We start from the raw sequence: 15,312 nt of genomic DNA, 5'->3' as shown, positions 1-15,312 counted from the left end.
ATCCCACTCCGCATTCGTCAGATCCCCACGGCCCATACCGCCAGCCTGCCCCAACACCCCACTCACGTCAGGAGATCCGAGAAACAGCGCCTAGGTGAACCCGGCCGACTGTCACCCGCAATTCAGCACGGGGCGGGCCCATTCGACTTGTTGCGACACGGCTGGGCCTTCTACGGGCGAAGTTCTGGTCAGCCCTCGGCCTGCAGTGCCACGGTCAGGCGCGCGGGGGCGACCAGGCAGTAAGCGTCCAGAACGAGGTCCTTCACCCGGGTCCAGTCGACGGCGACGTCGAGGTATACGCCGATCCAGCCCCGGTGCCCGACGTAGGGCGGGCGGAAGAAGTGCACCGGGTCGGAGGCGACCAGGTGCTCCTGGACTCCGGCCGGTGCAGCGCACCAGAAAGCGAGCCGGTCGTCGTGGTGGTGGTCGGAGAGGGTGACGAACATCTTTTTCCCGGCGAACCAGCTGGGTTCCCCGTGACTGAGCCGCTCGTTCGCCTCGGGGAGTGCGAGACAGATCGACCGGAGCCGGGCCGGCGCTGAAAGTGCCATGGCCGGATCAGTCGGCATCCGCGGCCTTGCGGGGCTCCCCGCGATAGGTACCGAACGACCACCGGTTGCCTTCGGGATCGCGGGCGGCGAAATCTCGGGAGCCGTAGTCGGTTTCGCGCAGCTCGGAGGTGATCTCGGCGCCGGCGGCCTTCGCGCGGGCGTACAACCTGTCGGGGTCGGCGGTGACCGCATAGGCGCCGAAGCTTCCGGGGCTCAGCGGCCAGGCGTCGTCCTCGGCGTCCTGCTTCGCCGAGCCGAGCATGATTCCGCCGCCTTCCGGCCAGGACAGCTGTGCATGGTCGACCCGGTCACCCTCCCCGTGGACCACGGTCTCCTCGAATCCGAATGCGTCGATCAGAAACCGGATCAGCGCGCGGGCGTCGTGGGCCCGCAGGGTGGGCCACACCTGCGGTGCCGGTGTCGTGTCGTCCATGTCCACCAAGCCTCCTCGGCCAGTCCTTCAGCACTCGTTGGGCTCTTGCCACCCCCAACCTTCCGCTGCTTCGCCGCTGGGGGCTTGGACGTTTCGGAACTCCTCGGCCAGCCACGCGCTGGGGGCGCAGCCGGCCAGGGAGCGGAATTCGCGCGCGAGGTGTGCCTGATCGAAGAAGCCGCACTTCACAGCCACGTCGGCGAGCCGGGGAAGCTCCGACCGACCGGCACCGGCTGCCAGCAGTCTGCGGGCGCGGTCGAATCGGACCACCCTCGCCGCGGCCTTGGGCGTGAGCCCGGTCTCCCGGTGGAAGCGGTCCGCCAGATGGCGGCCGCTCCAGCCGACCTCGTCCGCCAGCGCCGACACCGGCACGGCACCGCCGGTGCGGATCAGCAGCTGCCAGGCTCGGGCGACCTCGGGCGGAACGCCTCCGTAGGGGGAGGTCGCCCGGAGCAGCAGCTTGTCCAGCACGGCGAAGCGCTCCGGCCAGCTGTCGGCCGCCTGCAGCCGTGCCTGGAGCTCACCGCACATACGGCCCAGGACGGCGTCTGCGGGAAGATCGGTGTTGGCCAGCTCACCGGCCGGCAGGCCGAGCAGCGCCCGCGCACCGAGCGGGTGGAGCGCAATCTGGATGCCCGACTGCCGGCCTTGGTGGGTGATCAGGGCCGGTGATGTGTGCAGGCCGCCGAGCAGGGTGTCGTAGTTTCCGGGTGCCTGGCGGGGATCAGGGTGGCCGGCCACGGTGAGCACATCGTCGAGCGTGAAGATCAGCGTCAGGTAGGGCGAGGGCATCCCCCGGTGCTGTGTGGCGGGGAAGCCGTCCTGGCGGTAGCCGGTGTACCAGGCCACAAATGGCCGCAGCGCGGCGGCGGCGCGAACGCGGACGGACTCGTTGATCACTTCGGGGCGTGGGAAGACCGCAGGGGCCGCGGCGCCCCGCCCGCGCGGCGTTGAGCCGGCGAACTGCCTTGGGATGTCCACTCGCGGCGCGTTGTCCACGCCACCAGTATCGGCCCGCGAGGGCCAGGTAGTCGCTCTGAGGGTTCTTAGCGTTGGCGGTCTCGCGACAGCATGCCCGGCTCGTAAAGGCAGACGAAGTCGAACACGTACGGCGGCGCTGTGCGCGGCTTCTTCCTCGTGGAAGCCGTCGGTCGGTGGCCGAGGGTAGGAGAGAGGCGCACGTTGCCGATCCACACCGTGCCGGAGTGATGCTCCTGTACCGGCTCGCCCTGCTCGTGAAGCGCCTCGATGATCTCGGCTGCCGGCCACCCGAAGACGTCGACGCCCTGGAACGCAACCGGGCACGCCGCTCGCTCGTCGACCGGCCGCCGCGATAGGGAAATGATCGACAGGCCACCTCTGTCGGAGGCCGACAAGGCGATCGAACATCCGGGCAAGTCGAAATCAACCGCCCAATCGGTCCCGCAGACGAAGGCCTCCGACAGCGCCGCGTGCGGCGCCAGGACGCGACGGGCGTGCGGCTCGGACATGCCGAAGACCAGTTCGGGCAGCGGGCCGGGCAGCCGAACGCCCATCGCGGGAATCAGGTCGATGGTCATGCCGCCATGGTGGCAGCCACGGCCGCCCGGGCACCGCCGTCTCAACTGCCCGGCTCACAGGTACCGCGTCACCGCATCGAACACATCCGATCAGCCCCCTCGGACGTGGCCTGGCGGTACGGACCGAAAGGCCCCGAGATGGGGGGCGCCTAGTGTGTGGTGTCAGAGGTCTGAGGACCCGAACTGCAGCCCGGGTCTGCCGGGTCGGCCAAGGTGAGGCGGATGTTGTGATCGACCACGTGGTGATCGGCGTCGGCGACGTAGCGACGAGCAAGGCGTTCTACGAGCGCGCGCTGGCCCCTCTCGGAGTGGGCATTGTGCTCGATCTTCCGGGCTACGTCGGGTTCGGCGACCAGGGCATGCCGTGGTTCTTCGTCGCAGCCCGGGAACCAACGCAGCAGGTGCACATCGCGTTCAGCGCGGCGGATCGGCCCACGGTCGATGCCTTCCACAGGGCCGCGCTGGCGGCGGGTGCTGTGGACAACGGCGCACCAGGCCCGCGCCCGATCTACCACCAGCACTACTACGGAGCATTCGTCTTCGACCCGGACGGCAACAACATCGAGGCCGTCTGCCACCTGCCCGGATGACGTGCCGGAACACCGACTCCAGCATTCGCTGAGTGCGACTGGTCAGACGAGTGCGGTGAGGCGGTCCTCGATGTAGGCGCGCTTCGCGTCTTCATCCCGGCGAGAGGACAGGTAGCGCGACCACGCTTGCTGCTCATGAGCGGTTGGGCCGAGTTCCCACACGCATTGCGTCGGCTTGAGCGTCCCCTCCCGGGGATACGGCTCGAAGCCTCCTTCCTCCTTGAAGTGCAACGTCTGCCACATCTCGTTGGTACTGCGCCAGACGCAGACGATGAGGAAGAAAACCTCCCCGGAGCAATGCAGTATCACGAAACCCAGCTCGTTGCGGAGGTCCAGCCTCCCAGCGGCCGTTTCGGCGCGGAGGAACTCGCGCGCCTCTTCCCGGACTTCCGGCGCGACAGCCAGTTCAGTGTGGTGGACGTCGTACCACTTGAGGTATGCGTTGGGCAGACTGAGATCCTCGCCGGGCGTGACCAGTTTCCTGCGGTGGTGATATTCCTTGGGTACCTCGCCCACGCTGCCGATATGGCGGTCGTCGAATCCTGACTGGACTCCTGGCACGTCTTTGTCCCTTCCGCCTTCACACGGGTGAAAGCAGGTTGCTGTGCGCCGCAGGTTCCGATTGCGGGTCTGCCGCGAACAAGGTGGGGCACGACGAGGGGGAGGCACAACCATTCGGCGGTGGACTAATCCGCGGCTACTGCTGCGCGTCGAGTAGGCGGGTGGCGAGAGTGGTTCGCTGGTACAGCACGGCTCGGCCGACTCGGTGAGAGGCGACCAGGCCGCATCGTTGCAGTACGGACAGATGCTGGCTGACTGTGGCCGGGGTCAGGCCGTGGGCGGCGGCGAGCTGGGTGGTGGAGAGCGGGAGGTCCAGGTGAGTGAGCAGCGCCGCTCGGCTGCGGCCGACGAGCAAGCCCAGCGGCTCCGCGGTGGCGCCGGGACTGTGGGCCCAGACCTTGGCGATGCCGCGTGGTGAGTAGGTGAGCATTGGCTGTTGCGGCCCGCACACCAGGACGACCACCTGCGGCCAGGCGAAGACGCACGGCACAAGAAGCAGTCCGGTGCCGTGCAGGCGCTTGCGCAGGGCCCAGTTGGGCGTACGGATCTGGAGCCGGTCCGCCGTGTGGCCGATCTGAGGATCCAGGCCGGAAAGGAGCCTGGCGACCCCGCCGTTGGTCAGCTCCTGCGCCCGGTAGCGCAGATCAGCGTCGATGATGGCGCGTAGCCGTGGCCAGGCCGGCTCGACCGCTGCTTGCCAGTACGCCCTGATTTCGTCGACCAGCCGACCGAGCTGCCCCTCAGGACTGTCGTAGAGTTCCCGGATTGCATCCGGCAGCGGCCCGTCGGCCAGCATTTGGTCCAGGCTGTCGCGTACCGCATCGGGAGTGGTGGCACGGACCCGTTCGAGCTCTTCGGCGAACTCGGTGTCGAGGCGTTCCGGCGGCGGAGTGAGGAAGTCCGCCGCGTAACTTCGCTTTCCGACAAGACCCGGCAGCAGATCGAGAGACAACCCGGCGAGGCGGGGCCGGGCCGCGGCCAGCCATGGCCGGTGCATCGCCTGGCGCTTCCGGTCTTTGAGTACGTGCAGGCTGCCGACCAGTTCCTGGATCGGCGAGCGGGCGAACCGTATCCGGACCAGATCGGCCGGCGCGAGGCAAATCTCGATCACCGCGCGAAAGTACCCTGAATCAGGCCACAGCCCAAGAGCCGTGGTGGCTGATCGGCCCGCCCGAACAGGACCCTGATTGAGGACTTCGACGCTCAGCAAGCCGTCCACCTCCACCGTCTCTTCGTAGGTGGTCGACTCCGCGGAGTCGATCCGTGCTTCGAGGCAGACGTGAGGTTCATTGTGCCCTTGGGCCGGGTGTCGGACACAGGCTCTCCAGGGGTCGGGTGTGGCTAGGGGCGGGTTGGTAGACGATGGTGTTGGGGGCATGCCTCGGCGAGCTGGGTGAGGGCGGCGAGTTCGTCGGCGATCTGATCGCTTGTTGAGCTACGACCCGAGTGTGAAACGGCTTTGCCCGCAGGTCGGCGGCAGGTGCCGGTGAGATCACCCGCTCGTGGACGCGAGCGCAGGAAACGATCTGATCGCCATTCCGCCGGGTCACATGACTTTGTCGGACCGGCGGACGCAGCGCAGCTGGTCGGTGGAGCTTTCGCACTACCAACTCGCGGCGTTTCCCGTCACCCAGGCGCCCTGCGGACAGATCACCGGCCAATGGCCCAGTACCGCCCGGGGCAACCAGCTGCCCGTAGAAGGTGTGTCCTGGTCGGCTGCTGTCCGGTTCTGCAACGCTCTGTCCCAACGCGTCGGGCTAACGCCCGCCTACTACCTCCACGCCGACGGCGAAGACATTCGGCTGGGACGCGTCCGCCGACGTGTAACGGCTGCCGACCGAAGTCGAGTGAGAGCACGCACCTGCCGTGCCGGTACGACCGGACCGCACTACTGGCCGCTCGACGAGATCGCCTGGTGCCGCATCAACCACAACGTGGGCGGCAAGGGGGCCAACCGGTGGGGTCTTTAGGACATGCTCGGCAACGTCTGGGACTGGTGCTGGGATGTCTACGACGCCGAGGTCTACGGCACTTACCGGGTGCTACGTGGCGGTGGCTGGTTCGACGAGCACTGGAGTTGCCGGGCCTCTGCGCGGCGCCGCAGCCACCCGACCTTCCAGGTCGACGACGTAGGTTTCCCCATCGCACGATCCATCGTGTGCCGATCAGCGTCGTGTGTGCGATGACAGCTTCCCGCACGTCCTCGAACACACCGTCCACAGCATCCGGCAGCCGAGCCCCGTTCAGATCGGCTTCACTGTGTCTTGGCAACGCGCCCAGGCCGCCGCGCGGGACTTCGGCGGGAGGCCATGGACAAGCTCGTCGTGTCGGCGTCGACGGCGACCTGGTGGTTCGTGGAATCGCCGTAATTTTTAGCCTGCTCGGCGAGAACTCTCGGCCTTTTCCTGGGAGATGGAGGTCAGAAGGAGACGGTCCATCCCTCCCGCCGGGCCTGTTCCTCCGTATACGAGACGCCGTCGACCTTGAGCCCGGCGGGATCGAGCAGTGTGATCGCCCCACCGCGGTTGGGGAGCTGGAAGCCGTTGCCGCCCGCAACGGCGATGGTCGCGCCGGGTGCGAGAGGCTCCGCAGGGAGCGGAAGCAGCTGGTCCCGGTCGTCGGCCAGCTGCCAGCCGCCGAGGTCAACCATGGTGGCCGATGCGTTGAGCAGCGTGATCGTCTCGCGCTCGGGTGCGGGGCTGGCGGGGTTGACCAGCGCGGCCAGGATCCGCACCGAGCCATCGCGCTCGACGGGCCGCGACGGTGCGGTCTCGATGGGGTGGCCGGTTTCCTCGTCGGTGTGCCAGGCCTGGGACTGGAAGGCCAGGAACACGGCGACCCAGCGGGATTCGGCGGGGAAGTGCAGCAGCAGTCCGCCGTCCTGCCAGACTCCGTTGCTCGAGCGGAACTCACCGACACTGCCTTGGTTCATGTGCATGTCGTGCACGCCGTTGCCGGGCAGGAAGCCGAACACCTTGTCACGCTTGTTCCGTTCCGGACCCCAGCGCTCGCCGAAGAGATACGCCTCCACCGTGCGGTCTGCGATGGCTCGTTCCACGTAGTGGTCGAGCATGTCGGCCAGGTCGTTGTCGATGCCAGGCAGATCGGGCGGCAGCACTCGCATCGACTCCGGAGCGAACAGATTGCCCCGGATGAAGTCGAAACTCGCCCCACCCGGCTGCGACGGCAGCACCGTCCATCCGCTGCCTGCCTGCGGCAGTTGCGCGGTCACCGGATGGCGGAAGTCGTCATCGGCCAGGTACAGCAGCTCGGACGGAGACTGCTGGGACTGGACGTTGACCGCTCCGCGGTAGTCGACGCCGGAATCGTCGGCGAGATGCAACTGGTAGTGCGGGGTGTCGCCGGAGCCGCCCTCGCGGCGTCGGGCAACGATCCGGCACGCGAGTACTCCGTAGTTCTTCAAAGGCATCGGTCATCACTCCGAAGCTGGAATGTGATTGAGCTTGGGATCGGGCCCTTGGAGGCCTTAGAGGTCGAGGACGACCCAGGCAGGGTCGTGGTCCGACCCGTCACCGCCGTGCCGGGTGCGACGGTCGATGTGCGAGCTCTTGTGCCGTGTCGCGAGGCTCTTGCTCAGCCAGATCTGGTCGAACAGTTCATACTTCGCGGCCTGCCCGGACTCCTTGAACCGATGGGTCCACGCCCCTGAAGCGGGTGGCGGTGGATCGTCGGCCTTGGGCGGGCGGGTTTCCTGCGGATGTACGAGTGCTTGAATCAGCGTCAGCTGGCTGGACGGCTCCGCCAGCCCGGCGAGAGTTGGCGCATCAGGGGTGTCGTTCATGTCGCCCAGCACGATGAAGCGCCCATCGGGGCGGGTACGTGCGCCGACTATCCGGGCGATGATCTCCGCCTGCCGGGTTCGGCGCTCGTCCGCCAGGCGCTTGCCCTCCTCGGGGTCGGTGTCCCGGTCGACGAACTGACTCTTGAGGTGGTTGTTGAAGACCGTCAGCAGATGCTGGTCGGAGTCACGCGGATCCAGTATTTGCACTTCCAGCAGGTCACGGCTGAAAACTCGCTCGCCGGGCACGTCGGGATGGACTGCGTGCTGCCAGGAGGTGACCGCCCCGACCGGGAATTTCGACAGCACGGCGAGATCGATCAACCGGGGATCATTGCCCTCGATCAGTGAAAGAAACGGATAGGTCTGACCAAGATGCCGAGCAACGAAGAATCGCAGGGTGTCAATGTCCTCGACCTCCTGAACGGCCAGCACATCCAGGTCCATGTCCCTGATCCGTTTGGCAATCACCTTCTGGGCCTCAGGGTCTTTTCCCTTGACCAACTTGCCCTTGTAGGTACGGATCCGTACCTTCTTGGGATCATCGAAGATGTAACTGGAGGTCAGCGCGCCATCGGGTCCAGTGGGGTGCACATTGTCAATCTCGGCCAGGAAGTTGAATCGCGAAAAGAGATTGTTGAGATTGAACGTTCCCACCGTGACATCCATACCGGCCTCCCTGATCAGCCGTCATAGCCCCGATAGGTCGAGCGTAACCCGCCTGACCGGCCTCGGAAAATGGAAGCGACCCGTTCCTCAAAGTTGACGGTTCATTGATTTTCCGGCCGCGGCCCCGCGTCGTGGAGGTCCTGGACGCGCTCGAGGGAGTGCGCAAGGGCATCCTTTCCAACCCAGGTGCCGGAGAGGCCGCGCGAGCCGCGCTCGACGCGGTCTTCGCCGGCCGTTTCACACCCGCCCCACCGATGCTGATCCCGCCGTGGAAGCGAGGCGAACACATCAGCCATGAACTCCGATAACTCATCCCGGAGCCGTTCCACCTCCCCAAGCCTCATGATCCCGCCAAGCCCCCGACCAGCCAAGATCAGCAGAGGTATCGAAGCACTACCATTACCGGCTCATGTGCGCTCGGGCGAGGGCAGTCATGGCGATTCGGGTCTTCGACTCATGCTGCGCGGGAGGCTGGAGACCCCGATCAAGGAGAGTCCGCTCGAGCAGGTCCTGTGCTCGGGACGCCTCCGCGCGGTCTGTGCGAAGTGAGAGTTCCAAGAATCGCAGGTTGTGACCGACGCTCCAGACCTCCGCGGTGAGTGGGTGGAGGAGGTCCCGACGCGAGGGCTTCCATCTGATGGACTGGATCGAGCCGAGCGCTTCGAGGTCCTTGAGATCCTCGTCGTCGACCTCGGCGCTTAGCAGCAATTGACGTTGGTCCCGGCTTAGCTGGGGTTCCGTTGAGTGTCTGCCCTCACTGCCCGCAGCAGTGGGCTGTTCAAAGTCACCGTCCACCTTTAGCGAAGCGGCCCAGACTCGGTTGCGGCCCGTCCAGTCCTCCTCGATCTTGAACTCCCAATCGTCACCGTCACGACTCGCACGCCAGCCAACGGGAAGTTTGTCAAGAACGCATGGCCGCAGCTTCACTGTCAGGTCGTCATCATCCCCCTTCTCGGACCTCCGTAGCCGAATGATGGCTCCCCGCTCAAGCAGAGGAAGGCTGACATGGTCGCGGGCCGTCTGCGGTTTGTCCCAGAAGTAGATGCTGCGACGATCCCCGTCTTCGGGCTTCAGCCCTAGCAACTGTCGTACAGCCGCAGTGTCCTCACCCGAGAGGTGATCTTAATTTCGACATCCGCGTTCTTCAGCATGTCCGCCATACCCCCGTTATGACATGGGAATCACGAACGCGCATCTGATGCCAACCGAGCGTTGCCGCTCGGTACACCCTGCGCCGAATGGCAACGAGTGGGCCGCGACCAAATGAAGTCATCTCCGAGCGTAGCCCCATTCTTATGTCCCTGGCCCCGGACAACCGCGCCGACAAGGAGAAACGGCGACCGCGCCTGTGGTGTGGGTGGACATCCGGGCAGGGCGAGGGATTACAAAGCAGGTCTCAGATGTGCAGGATGCTGTTGTTGCCGTCGTGTTCATCTGCGTGTTCGTCGTCGAACCAGTAGTCGCCGGCCGCCAGGTAGCGTGTCCTGGGTGCTCCGAAGTGGGGTTGGGCGCCGAGCAACCCTGGCCTGGAGGCGCGCAGGATGGAGTTGCTGGGACGCCTACGGGAATGGGGACCGCTCTTCCGCCACTTGTTCCCCTATCGCGCGCCAGGTGCCCGATCGGGAGCCGCTCGGGAGGGAGGGCCAGCTCGTAGGGACCGCCGGGCCGATAGCTGCCGAGCGCCACCTCGGTCCTGCCCACCACCGCTCCCTGCCGTTTTCTCTCGTCCACAAATTTGAGCCCCTCGACGGCCCTCCCGATGCGGAAGACGGATATCCGTACGCTCCTTGAGCGTGAAGGGAGCGGATTGCGGTACGGCTTTGGGTCCGCCCGGAGTGGACAGTGCGACGACATGGTCGTCCTGGCCCTGGGTTTGCAAACTCACGCTCAGCAGCTCGAATTGGCGGGTATTCCCGGCCGGATGTTCAAGGGGCGTTTTCATCGGACGAGCCATCTTTCGCCGCTGGTTGGGCCGACACACCGGAAATGGGGCATAGTCAGCCGGCCATGGTTGCCAGCGTTGCCGGCCCGGCCGGTGTCACCACCTGCCGGGTGATTCCCGGATTCCCGAAGCGCGCTGGGTCAAACTGACTTCGCCGCGATGCGTAATTCTGCGTGTTGGGGGCACTCGCACGGCGAAGACCTGGAGATAGGGAGGTTTCGCCATGGCCCCGCTGCTCTTGGTGCTCCTTCTGGTCCTGATTCTTTTCGGCGTCGGGTTCACAGTAAAGGTGCTCTGGTGGATCGCACTGGCGGTGCTGGTTGTCTGGCTGCTGGGGTTCTTGTTCAGGGGCCCGATCGCCGGAGGCGGACGATCGCGTTGGTACCGCTGGTAGGCGAGGTCTATGACCGACTTCGGCTACTTCCTCGCGTACGAGGACTTCGGGCCCTCCGATCTGCTGGAAAAGGCCCGGACGGCGGAACGGGCAGGCTTCACGGCGCTGTGGACCTCCGACCACTGGAACTAGGCGCAGGGCCAGCCCTTCGTCTGGTCGGTGATCGGCGGACTGTGGCAGATCTGCTCACTGCCGGTGGAGACCGCGGTGACTTGTCCGATCGTACGGATCCATCCGGCGGTGATCGCGCAGGCGGCCGCCACCAGCGCGTCGCCAGGGCGAACGTTGCCTGACGTGGCACCAGTTCCGGGTGCGACGACGTTCGCCGGGTTGGTGGTGTGCTTCGAGCCGGCGACAGGGGACGGATCGAGGAGATCAGAAGTGCCTGATAACCGCGGGATGGAGAGTGGGGGCGCTCCGACGTTCTGAGCGTTACGCATCGGAGGGATCACGCGAGCCTGGGGCGTGCGCAGATCGCCCCCGTATTCACCGTCGGTGGAGCTTCGATCGGGTGCGAGACCGCGGGACCGTCAACATTCGAACACCGACCAGCAGATCTCGTTGCGCGACCGCTGATCGTCCAGAACGAGCTCGCGAATCGTATCCGGCAGATGTTCGCGCTGCCAACGGCACTCGAGCCGTCCGGCGCTCTCAGTCTCGCCTGCGGGAGCCGCCGCACGCGCTGCCTTGATCGCGTAGGCCGCAGCACCGAGCTCGTGTGCAGCGACATGCGCCACCACTGCGGCCTGGCCAGCAGCGAATGCTGCATGACGAGCGGCTCCGCTCAACACTCTTGCCGCAGCCATGGCATGGCCGCCCGCCGCACGGGACTGGGACATCCTGATCTCGCCTCGCGCCCATGCCCGAATCTGTTCGATCGCCTGGCGAGGCCGGGGGTCCGACGGCTGCACCGACTCGAAAAGGTGCAGAACGTGCTCGGCGCATGCGGCCGCCCACAGAGCGAGGAGCCGATGGTCGGAGTCCGTGAGCGTCCCCCCGCGGCGGATGGTAATGAACCGGGGGTCGCGTTCCTTGGGCAGGATCACGGCTCCACCCTACGGCGGTGCTCCACGATCCCTCAACGATGGGATAGAGCGCCTACGGCGTCATGCCCTCGCCCTGTTTCCGCCTGGCGGTGTCAGTTCGTGCTGAGTGGTGCAGCTTGCTCGGTGTCGAGCTGGTGGTCGGCCCAGACGTAGCTTTCGGGAAGCAGGTCGGCGATGGAGGCGGCTCGGAGGCGGTCGCTTGGGCCGACGATGACGTTGATGGCCGGGAAGTAGTCGAGAAGGACCTGCCCTGACCAGTCAAAGAGACAGGCTCTAGGCCCCGGGGTCGTCTTCTGGCGGCAGGTAGCCACCTTCGTCGGGGCTGCGGGCGATGTCCGCATGAACGCGTACGAGCACGCCGTCGTTACCGGGGATGCGTCGCAGCGGTGAGGGGCTCGACAGCCAGAAGCCGGCGATCCTCTCCGCGGCCTTTTTGGCCGTGTCCAGATCGGCAGCCGTGATCTCGATGCGGACCAAGCCCGGGGCGTCGTCGAAGGTCTCCGTCATGAACTCGACGACACAAACTGGTCTGCTGCTAGTAGAACCCAAGGATCCGGTCGGGGCCCTCTGCTGCCCTCGTTGGCGCCTGAGGAGGATACGAGATTCGAACTCGTCGTGTCCCAACACGCCTTGCACGTCTGTCGGTGTCGACACATGCCCGGTGACACCGACAGTAGCCATACACATGCCCGCGCCGCCCTCTGCGCCGATGGCATGTGGTCCGTCGCCCGAACAGCCCTGTAGGCATCGGCTCTTCCGGCTCTCGGTCGACAGCGGACACGATCCGGCGGGGCTGAGGGGGATTGTGGAGTGCGCCGGCGCGCCGGTCACCTGATGAAATTCGGTGCTTCACCCGCCAGTCGCGCACCCTGTCCGTGGTTCAAGGTGCCACCATCAATGCTGAATATGGAGAAATCGGCGCACCACGGCGGACGGGAATGATGTCGCAGGATCAGCAAGAAGCCACGTCGGTCAAGGCAGTCGCCAACAAACGGATCAGTGCAGGCGTCAGGCTCATGGGCTGGCTGACGACCACCGACCACAAGGTCATCGGAAATCTGTACATGGTCACGGCGTTCGGATTCTTCTTGTTCGCCGGGGTGTTGGCCATGTTGATGCGAGCTGAACTCGCGCGCCCCGGGCTGCAGATCGTCAGCGCCGAACAGTACAATCAGCTGTTCACGGTGCACGGCACCGTCATGATGCTGTTGTTCGCCACGCCGATGTTCGTTGGTTTCGCGAACGCCGTCATGCCGCTGCAGATCGGGGCGCCCGACGTCGCTTTCCCCCGCCTGAACGCGCTCACCTATTGGCTGTTTCTCTTCGGCGGGTTGATCGTCGTTTCCGGATTCGTCGTCCCGGGCGGTGCGGCCCCCTTCGGGTGGTTCGCCTATGCCCCCCTCAACAGTTCCGTGTTCTCGCCTGGCGTCGGCGGCGACCTGTGGACCATGGGCCTGGTGCTCTCCGGGCTCAGTACCACCCTGGGAGCCGTGAATTTCATCGCCACGATCGTGTGTCTGCGTGCTCCAGGAATGACGATGTTCCGGCTTCCGATTTTCACGTGGAACGTGCTCTTCACGTCCATCCTCGCGTTGCAGGCTTTCCCGGTTCTCACCGCCGTGCTGCTCTGCCTTGAGGTCGACCGGAAGTTCGGCTCCCATATCTTCGACTCCGCCAACGGTGGGGCACTGCTCTGGCAGCACCTGTTCTGGTTCTTCGGCCATCCCGAGGTCTATATCGTCGCGTTGCCGTTTTTTGGTGTGGTGAGCGAGATCCTCCCGGTGTTCAGCCGGAAGCCGCTGTTCGGCTACGCCGGTATGGTCGGTGCCACAATCGCCATCACCATGCTCTCAGCGGTCGTCTGGGCTCATCACATGTTCGCCACGGGAGCGGTACTACTGCCGTTCTTCTCCGTGATGTCCTTCATCATCGCCGTACCTACCGGAGTCAAGTTCTTCAACTGGATCGGCACCATGTGGCACGGCAGCGTCTCTTTCGAGACACCCATGCTCTGGTCAATTGGATTCCTTGTCACCTTCCTGCTCGGCGGTCTCAGCGGAGTGCTGATCGCCTCGCCCCCATTGGACTTCCATCTGACCGATTCGTACTTCATCGTGGCCCACCTCCACTACGTCCTGTTCGGAACGGTGGTCTTCGCGATGTTCGGCGGGTTCTACTTCTGGTGGCCCAAGTGGACCGGACGCATGCTCGATGAACGCCTCGGGCGGATCCACTTCTGGACGCTGTTCATCGGATTCCAGACCACCTTCCTGGTCCAGCACTGGCTCGGGGAACAAGGTATGCCGCGTCGTTACGCCGACTACCTGGCGGCGGACGGCTTCACACTCCTCAACACCATTTCCTCGATCGGCTCATTTCTGCTGGGCCTCTCGACTCTGCCGTTCCTGTACAACGTGTGGCGCACCCATCGCTCCGCACCGAGGGTCGAGGTTGATGACCCCTGGGGGTTCGGCAGGTCCCTGGAATGGGCGACTTCCTGCCCGCCGCCGCACCACAACTTCCACGCCTTGCCCCGCGTACGCTCCGACTCCCCGGCGTTCGACATGAGGTACGCCGCTGTAGTGGAACAACTGCGTATCGCCGGAGGAGAAGCAGGACCGACCGAGGACACTCGGGGAGACGCGAGCACATGAGAACCGAGAGCATTCTCTTCGCTGGTGTCGCGGCATTCTTTCTCGTAACTGACGTTCTCTACGCCGTTTGGTCCCAGGACCCGGCCGGCACGGCGGCGCTCACCGTCGCCTTCCTGATGGCGTTGCTTGTCGCGTTCTTCTTCGGTGCGAACTACCGCAGGAGGGGGCTTCGCCCGGAGGACCGCAGGGAGGGCGAGGTGCACGAGCGGGCTGGACTGGTCGATTTCTTCCCTCCGCACAGCGGCTGGCCGGTGCTGACCGCCTGCGGTGCGGCCGGACTCGCCCTCGGGGTGGTGTTCGGGCTGTGGCTCCTTCTGATCGGGCTGGGTGTGATCCTGGCCGGAGTGTGCGGAATGGCCTTCCAGTTCGTCCGGTCGGCACACTGAGGCGTCCCACGCGAGTGGCTCATCGGGATTCCTCCGTGGAGACCCCCGCCTTTAGGCGGGGGAGGAAGCGGACTCCTGCGGAGCAGGGCAGGGAAAGGTGATTCGCCGTCAGGGCGGATCGCTGTTCACAGCCAACTGCCCGCAGGGCGTCACAAGTTGAGTTGATAGTTTGTGAGGCATGGCGACCACGCATGTGAAGCGGGCGTTCAAGTACCGCTTCCATCCGACGGATGCGCAGGCGGCCGAGTTGTCGCGCACGTTCGGGTGCGTGCGGAAGGTCTACAACCTGGCGCTTGCGGCTCGTACCGAGGCGTGGGCACGGCAGGAGCGGGTCAATTACAACGCGACGTCGACGATGCTGACGGCGTGGAAGAGGACCGAGGAGCTGGCCTACCCCAATGAGGTGTCGTCGGTGCCGCTCCAGCAGGCTTTGCGCGGCACTTGCACGTGGCGTTCACGAACTTCTTCGGTAAGCGGGCCAAGTACCCGCGGTTCAAGTCGCGGAAGAAGTCCCGCAAGAGCGCGGAGTACACCACCAGCGCGTTCCGGTACCGGGACGGTGAGCTGCGGCTCGCGAAGATGGCTGAACCACTGGACATCCGCTGGTCGCGTCCCCTCCCGGAGGCTGCGGCTCCGTCCACGGTGACTGTCTCGCAGGACGCGGCCGGGCGCTGGTTCGTGTCTCTCCTGGTGGAGGACCCCGCCGTCCAGCCGCTTCCCGTGAACGG

Annotated in this window: 14 protein-coding genes and 4 pseudogenes; 7 read left to right on the top strand and 11 right to left on the bottom strand. The window is 65.6% G+C overall.

Translation table 11 applies throughout. From position 1 onward, the window contains the following. Nucleotides 1–188 precede the first annotated feature (188 nt). From ABZS64_RS37605 to ABZS64_RS37590, 4 genes are read right to left on the bottom strand one after another with little or no spacing between them, the layout of a single operon-like run. Nucleotides 189–551, bottom strand: coding sequence for an MmcQ/YjbR family DNA-binding protein (locus tag ABZS64_RS37605; protein WP_355839452.1), 363 nt, complete (start codon nucleotides 549–551; stop codon nucleotides 189–191). Between the two features lie 7 nt (nucleotides 552–558). Continuing rightward, complete coding sequence (locus ABZS64_RS37600; protein WP_355839450.1) at nucleotides 559–984, bottom strand: VOC family protein; 426 nt, start codon at nucleotides 982–984, stop codon at nucleotides 559–561. A 27-nt stretch (nucleotides 985–1,011) separates the two neighbouring features. Beyond that, a complete protein-coding gene (locus ABZS64_RS37595) occupies nucleotides 1,012–1,983 on the bottom strand; it encodes a helix-turn-helix domain-containing protein (protein WP_355839448.1) in 972 nt (323 codons plus the stop codon). A 47-nt stretch (nucleotides 1,984–2,030) separates the two neighbouring features. Then, nucleotides 2,031–2,543 carry a hypothetical protein gene (locus ABZS64_RS37590; protein WP_355839446.1) on the bottom strand — a complete coding sequence of 171 codons (513 nt, stop codon included), beginning with the start codon at nucleotides 2,541–2,543 and terminating at the stop codon, nucleotides 2,031–2,033. 227 nt (nucleotides 2,544–2,770) lie between these two features. On the opposite strand from ABZS64_RS37590, the gene ABZS64_RS37585 reads away from it, so the two are divergent. After that, nucleotides 2,771–3,133 carry a VOC family protein gene (locus ABZS64_RS37585; protein WP_355839444.1) on the top strand — a complete coding sequence of 121 codons (363 nt, stop codon included), beginning with the start codon at nucleotides 2,771–2,773 and terminating at the stop codon, nucleotides 3,131–3,133. 42 nt (nucleotides 3,134–3,175) lie between these two features. Here ABZS64_RS37585 and ABZS64_RS37580 read toward each other — a convergent pair whose 3' ends face one another. Together ABZS64_RS37580 and ABZS64_RS37575 are read right to left on the bottom strand one after the other, a co-directional pair. Continuing rightward, a complete protein-coding gene (locus ABZS64_RS37580; protein ID WP_355839442.1) occupies nucleotides 3,176–3,694 on the bottom strand; it encodes a hypothetical protein in 519 nt (172 codons plus the stop codon). A gap of 136 nt (nucleotides 3,695–3,830) precedes the next feature. After that, entirely contained in the window at nucleotides 3,831–4,805 is a 975-nt protein-coding gene (locus ABZS64_RS37575) for a DUF5937 family protein (RefSeq protein ID WP_355839440.1), read from the bottom strand. A 391-nt stretch (nucleotides 4,806–5,196) separates the two neighbouring features. Here ABZS64_RS37575 and ABZS64_RS37570 point away from each other — a divergent pair. Further along, nucleotides 5,197–5,880, top strand: a pseudogene (locus ABZS64_RS37570) (formylglycine-generating enzyme family protein). A 233-nt stretch (nucleotides 5,881–6,113) separates the two neighbouring features. On the opposite strand, the gene ABZS64_RS37565 reads toward ABZS64_RS37570, so the two are convergent. Together ABZS64_RS37565 and ABZS64_RS37560 are read right to left on the bottom strand one after the other, a co-directional pair. Then, entirely contained in the window at nucleotides 6,114–7,124 is a 1,011-nt protein-coding gene (locus ABZS64_RS37565; protein WP_355839438.1) for a DUF2278 family protein, read from the bottom strand. Between the two features lie 57 nt (nucleotides 7,125–7,181). Then, on the bottom strand, nucleotides 7,182–8,162 hold the full coding sequence (locus ABZS64_RS37560; RefSeq protein ID WP_355839436.1) for an endonuclease/exonuclease/phosphatase family protein: 981 nt from the start codon (nucleotides 8,160–8,162) through the stop codon (nucleotides 7,182–7,184). A gap of 2,165 nt (nucleotides 8,163–10,327) precedes the next feature. Here ABZS64_RS37560 and ABZS64_RS37555 point away from each other — a divergent pair. Together ABZS64_RS37555 and ABZS64_RS37550 are read left to right on the top strand one after the other, a co-directional pair. Beyond that, complete coding sequence (locus ABZS64_RS37555; protein ID WP_355839434.1) at nucleotides 10,328–10,498, top strand: hydrophobic protein; 171 nt, start codon at nucleotides 10,328–10,330, stop codon at nucleotides 10,496–10,498. A 9-nt stretch (nucleotides 10,499–10,507) separates the two neighbouring features. After that, nucleotides 10,508–10,768: pseudogene (locus tag ABZS64_RS37550) on the top strand (LLM class flavin-dependent oxidoreductase); the annotation flags it as partial. Nucleotides 10,769–11,028: 260 nt separating this feature from the next. Here the strand turns inward: ABZS64_RS37550 and ABZS64_RS37545 are convergent. The 3 genes and pseudogenes from ABZS64_RS37545 to ABZS64_RS37535 form a co-directional block, all read right to left on the bottom strand. After that, the gene (locus tag ABZS64_RS37545; protein ID WP_355839432.1) at nucleotides 11,029–11,544 is read right to left on the bottom strand and encodes a putative immunity protein; all 516 of its coding nucleotides are present in this window, start codon (nucleotides 11,542–11,544) and stop codon (nucleotides 11,029–11,031) included. A 92-nt stretch (nucleotides 11,545–11,636) separates the two neighbouring features. Next, nucleotides 11,637–11,792, bottom strand: a pseudogene (locus ABZS64_RS37540) (cytidine deaminase); the annotation flags it as partial. Nucleotides 11,793–11,817: 25 nt separating this feature from the next. Continuing rightward, nucleotides 11,818–12,051, bottom strand: coding sequence for a DUF6207 family protein (locus ABZS64_RS37535; RefSeq protein ID WP_355839430.1), 234 nt, complete (start codon nucleotides 12,049–12,051; stop codon nucleotides 11,818–11,820). Between the two features lie 434 nt (nucleotides 12,052–12,485). Here ABZS64_RS37535 and ctaD point away from each other — a divergent pair, with 434 nt between their 5' ends. The 3 genes and pseudogenes from ctaD to ABZS64_RS37520 all read left to right on the top strand — a co-directional run. Further along, nucleotides 12,486–14,198: a cytochrome c oxidase subunit I gene (gene ctaD, locus ABZS64_RS37530; protein WP_355839455.1), complete on the top strand. Its 1,713-nt coding sequence runs from the start codon at nucleotides 12,486–12,488 to the stop codon at nucleotides 14,196–14,198. After that, entirely contained in the window at nucleotides 14,195–14,584 is a 390-nt protein-coding gene (locus ABZS64_RS37525) for a cytochrome c oxidase subunit 4 (RefSeq protein ID WP_355839428.1), read from the top strand. The genes ctaD and ABZS64_RS37525 overlap by 4 nt, the downstream gene beginning before the upstream one ends. Before the next feature lie 178 nt (nucleotides 14,585–14,762). Next, nucleotides 14,763–15,312 (top strand): annotated as a pseudogene (locus tag ABZS64_RS37520) (transposase); the annotation flags it as partial.

This window comes from Streptomyces sp. NPDC005408 (assembly GCF_040606445.1).
In the GTDB taxonomy this organism is placed as follows: Bacteria; Actinomycetota; Actinomycetes; order Streptomycetales; family Streptomycetaceae; genus Streptomyces.
This window is presented reverse-complemented; position numbering and strand designations above follow the sequence as displayed.

What these genes read in the sequence shown, in the direction of transcription:
- ctaD (WP_355839455.1), top strand. Translation starts at nt 12,486, where the DNA reads ATGTCGCAGGATCAGCAAGAAGCCACGTCGGTCAAGGCAGTCGCCAAC.
- ABZS64_RS37525 (WP_355839428.1), top strand. Translation starts at nt 14,195, where the DNA reads ATGAGAACCGAGAGCATTCTCTTCGCTGGTGTCGCGGCATTCTTTCTC.
- ABZS64_RS37535 (WP_355839430.1), bottom strand. Translation starts at nt 12,051, where the DNA reads ATGACGGAGACCTTCGACGACGCCCCGGGCTTGGTCCGCATCGAGATC.
- ABZS64_RS37565 (WP_355839438.1), bottom strand. Translation starts at nt 7,124, where the DNA reads ATGCCTTTGAAGAACTACGGAGTACTCGCGTGCCGGATCGTTGCCCGA.
- ABZS64_RS37555 (WP_355839434.1), top strand. Translation starts at nt 10,328, where the DNA reads ATGGCCCCGCTGCTCTTGGTGCTCCTTCTGGTCCTGATTCTTTTCGGC.
- ABZS64_RS37600 (WP_355839450.1), bottom strand. Translation starts at nt 984, where the DNA reads ATGGACGACACGACACCGGCACCGCAGGTGTGGCCCACCCTGCGGGCC.
- ABZS64_RS37560 (WP_355839436.1), bottom strand. Translation starts at nt 8,162, where the DNA reads ATGGATGTCACGGTGGGAACGTTCAATCTCAACAATCTCTTTTCGCGA.
- ABZS64_RS37590 (WP_355839446.1), bottom strand. Translation starts at nt 2,543, where the DNA reads ATGACCATCGACCTGATTCCCGCGATGGGCGTTCGGCTGCCCGGCCCG.
- ABZS64_RS37605 (WP_355839452.1), bottom strand. Translation starts at nt 551, where the DNA reads ATGGCACTTTCAGCGCCGGCCCGGCTCCGGTCGATCTGTCTCGCACTC.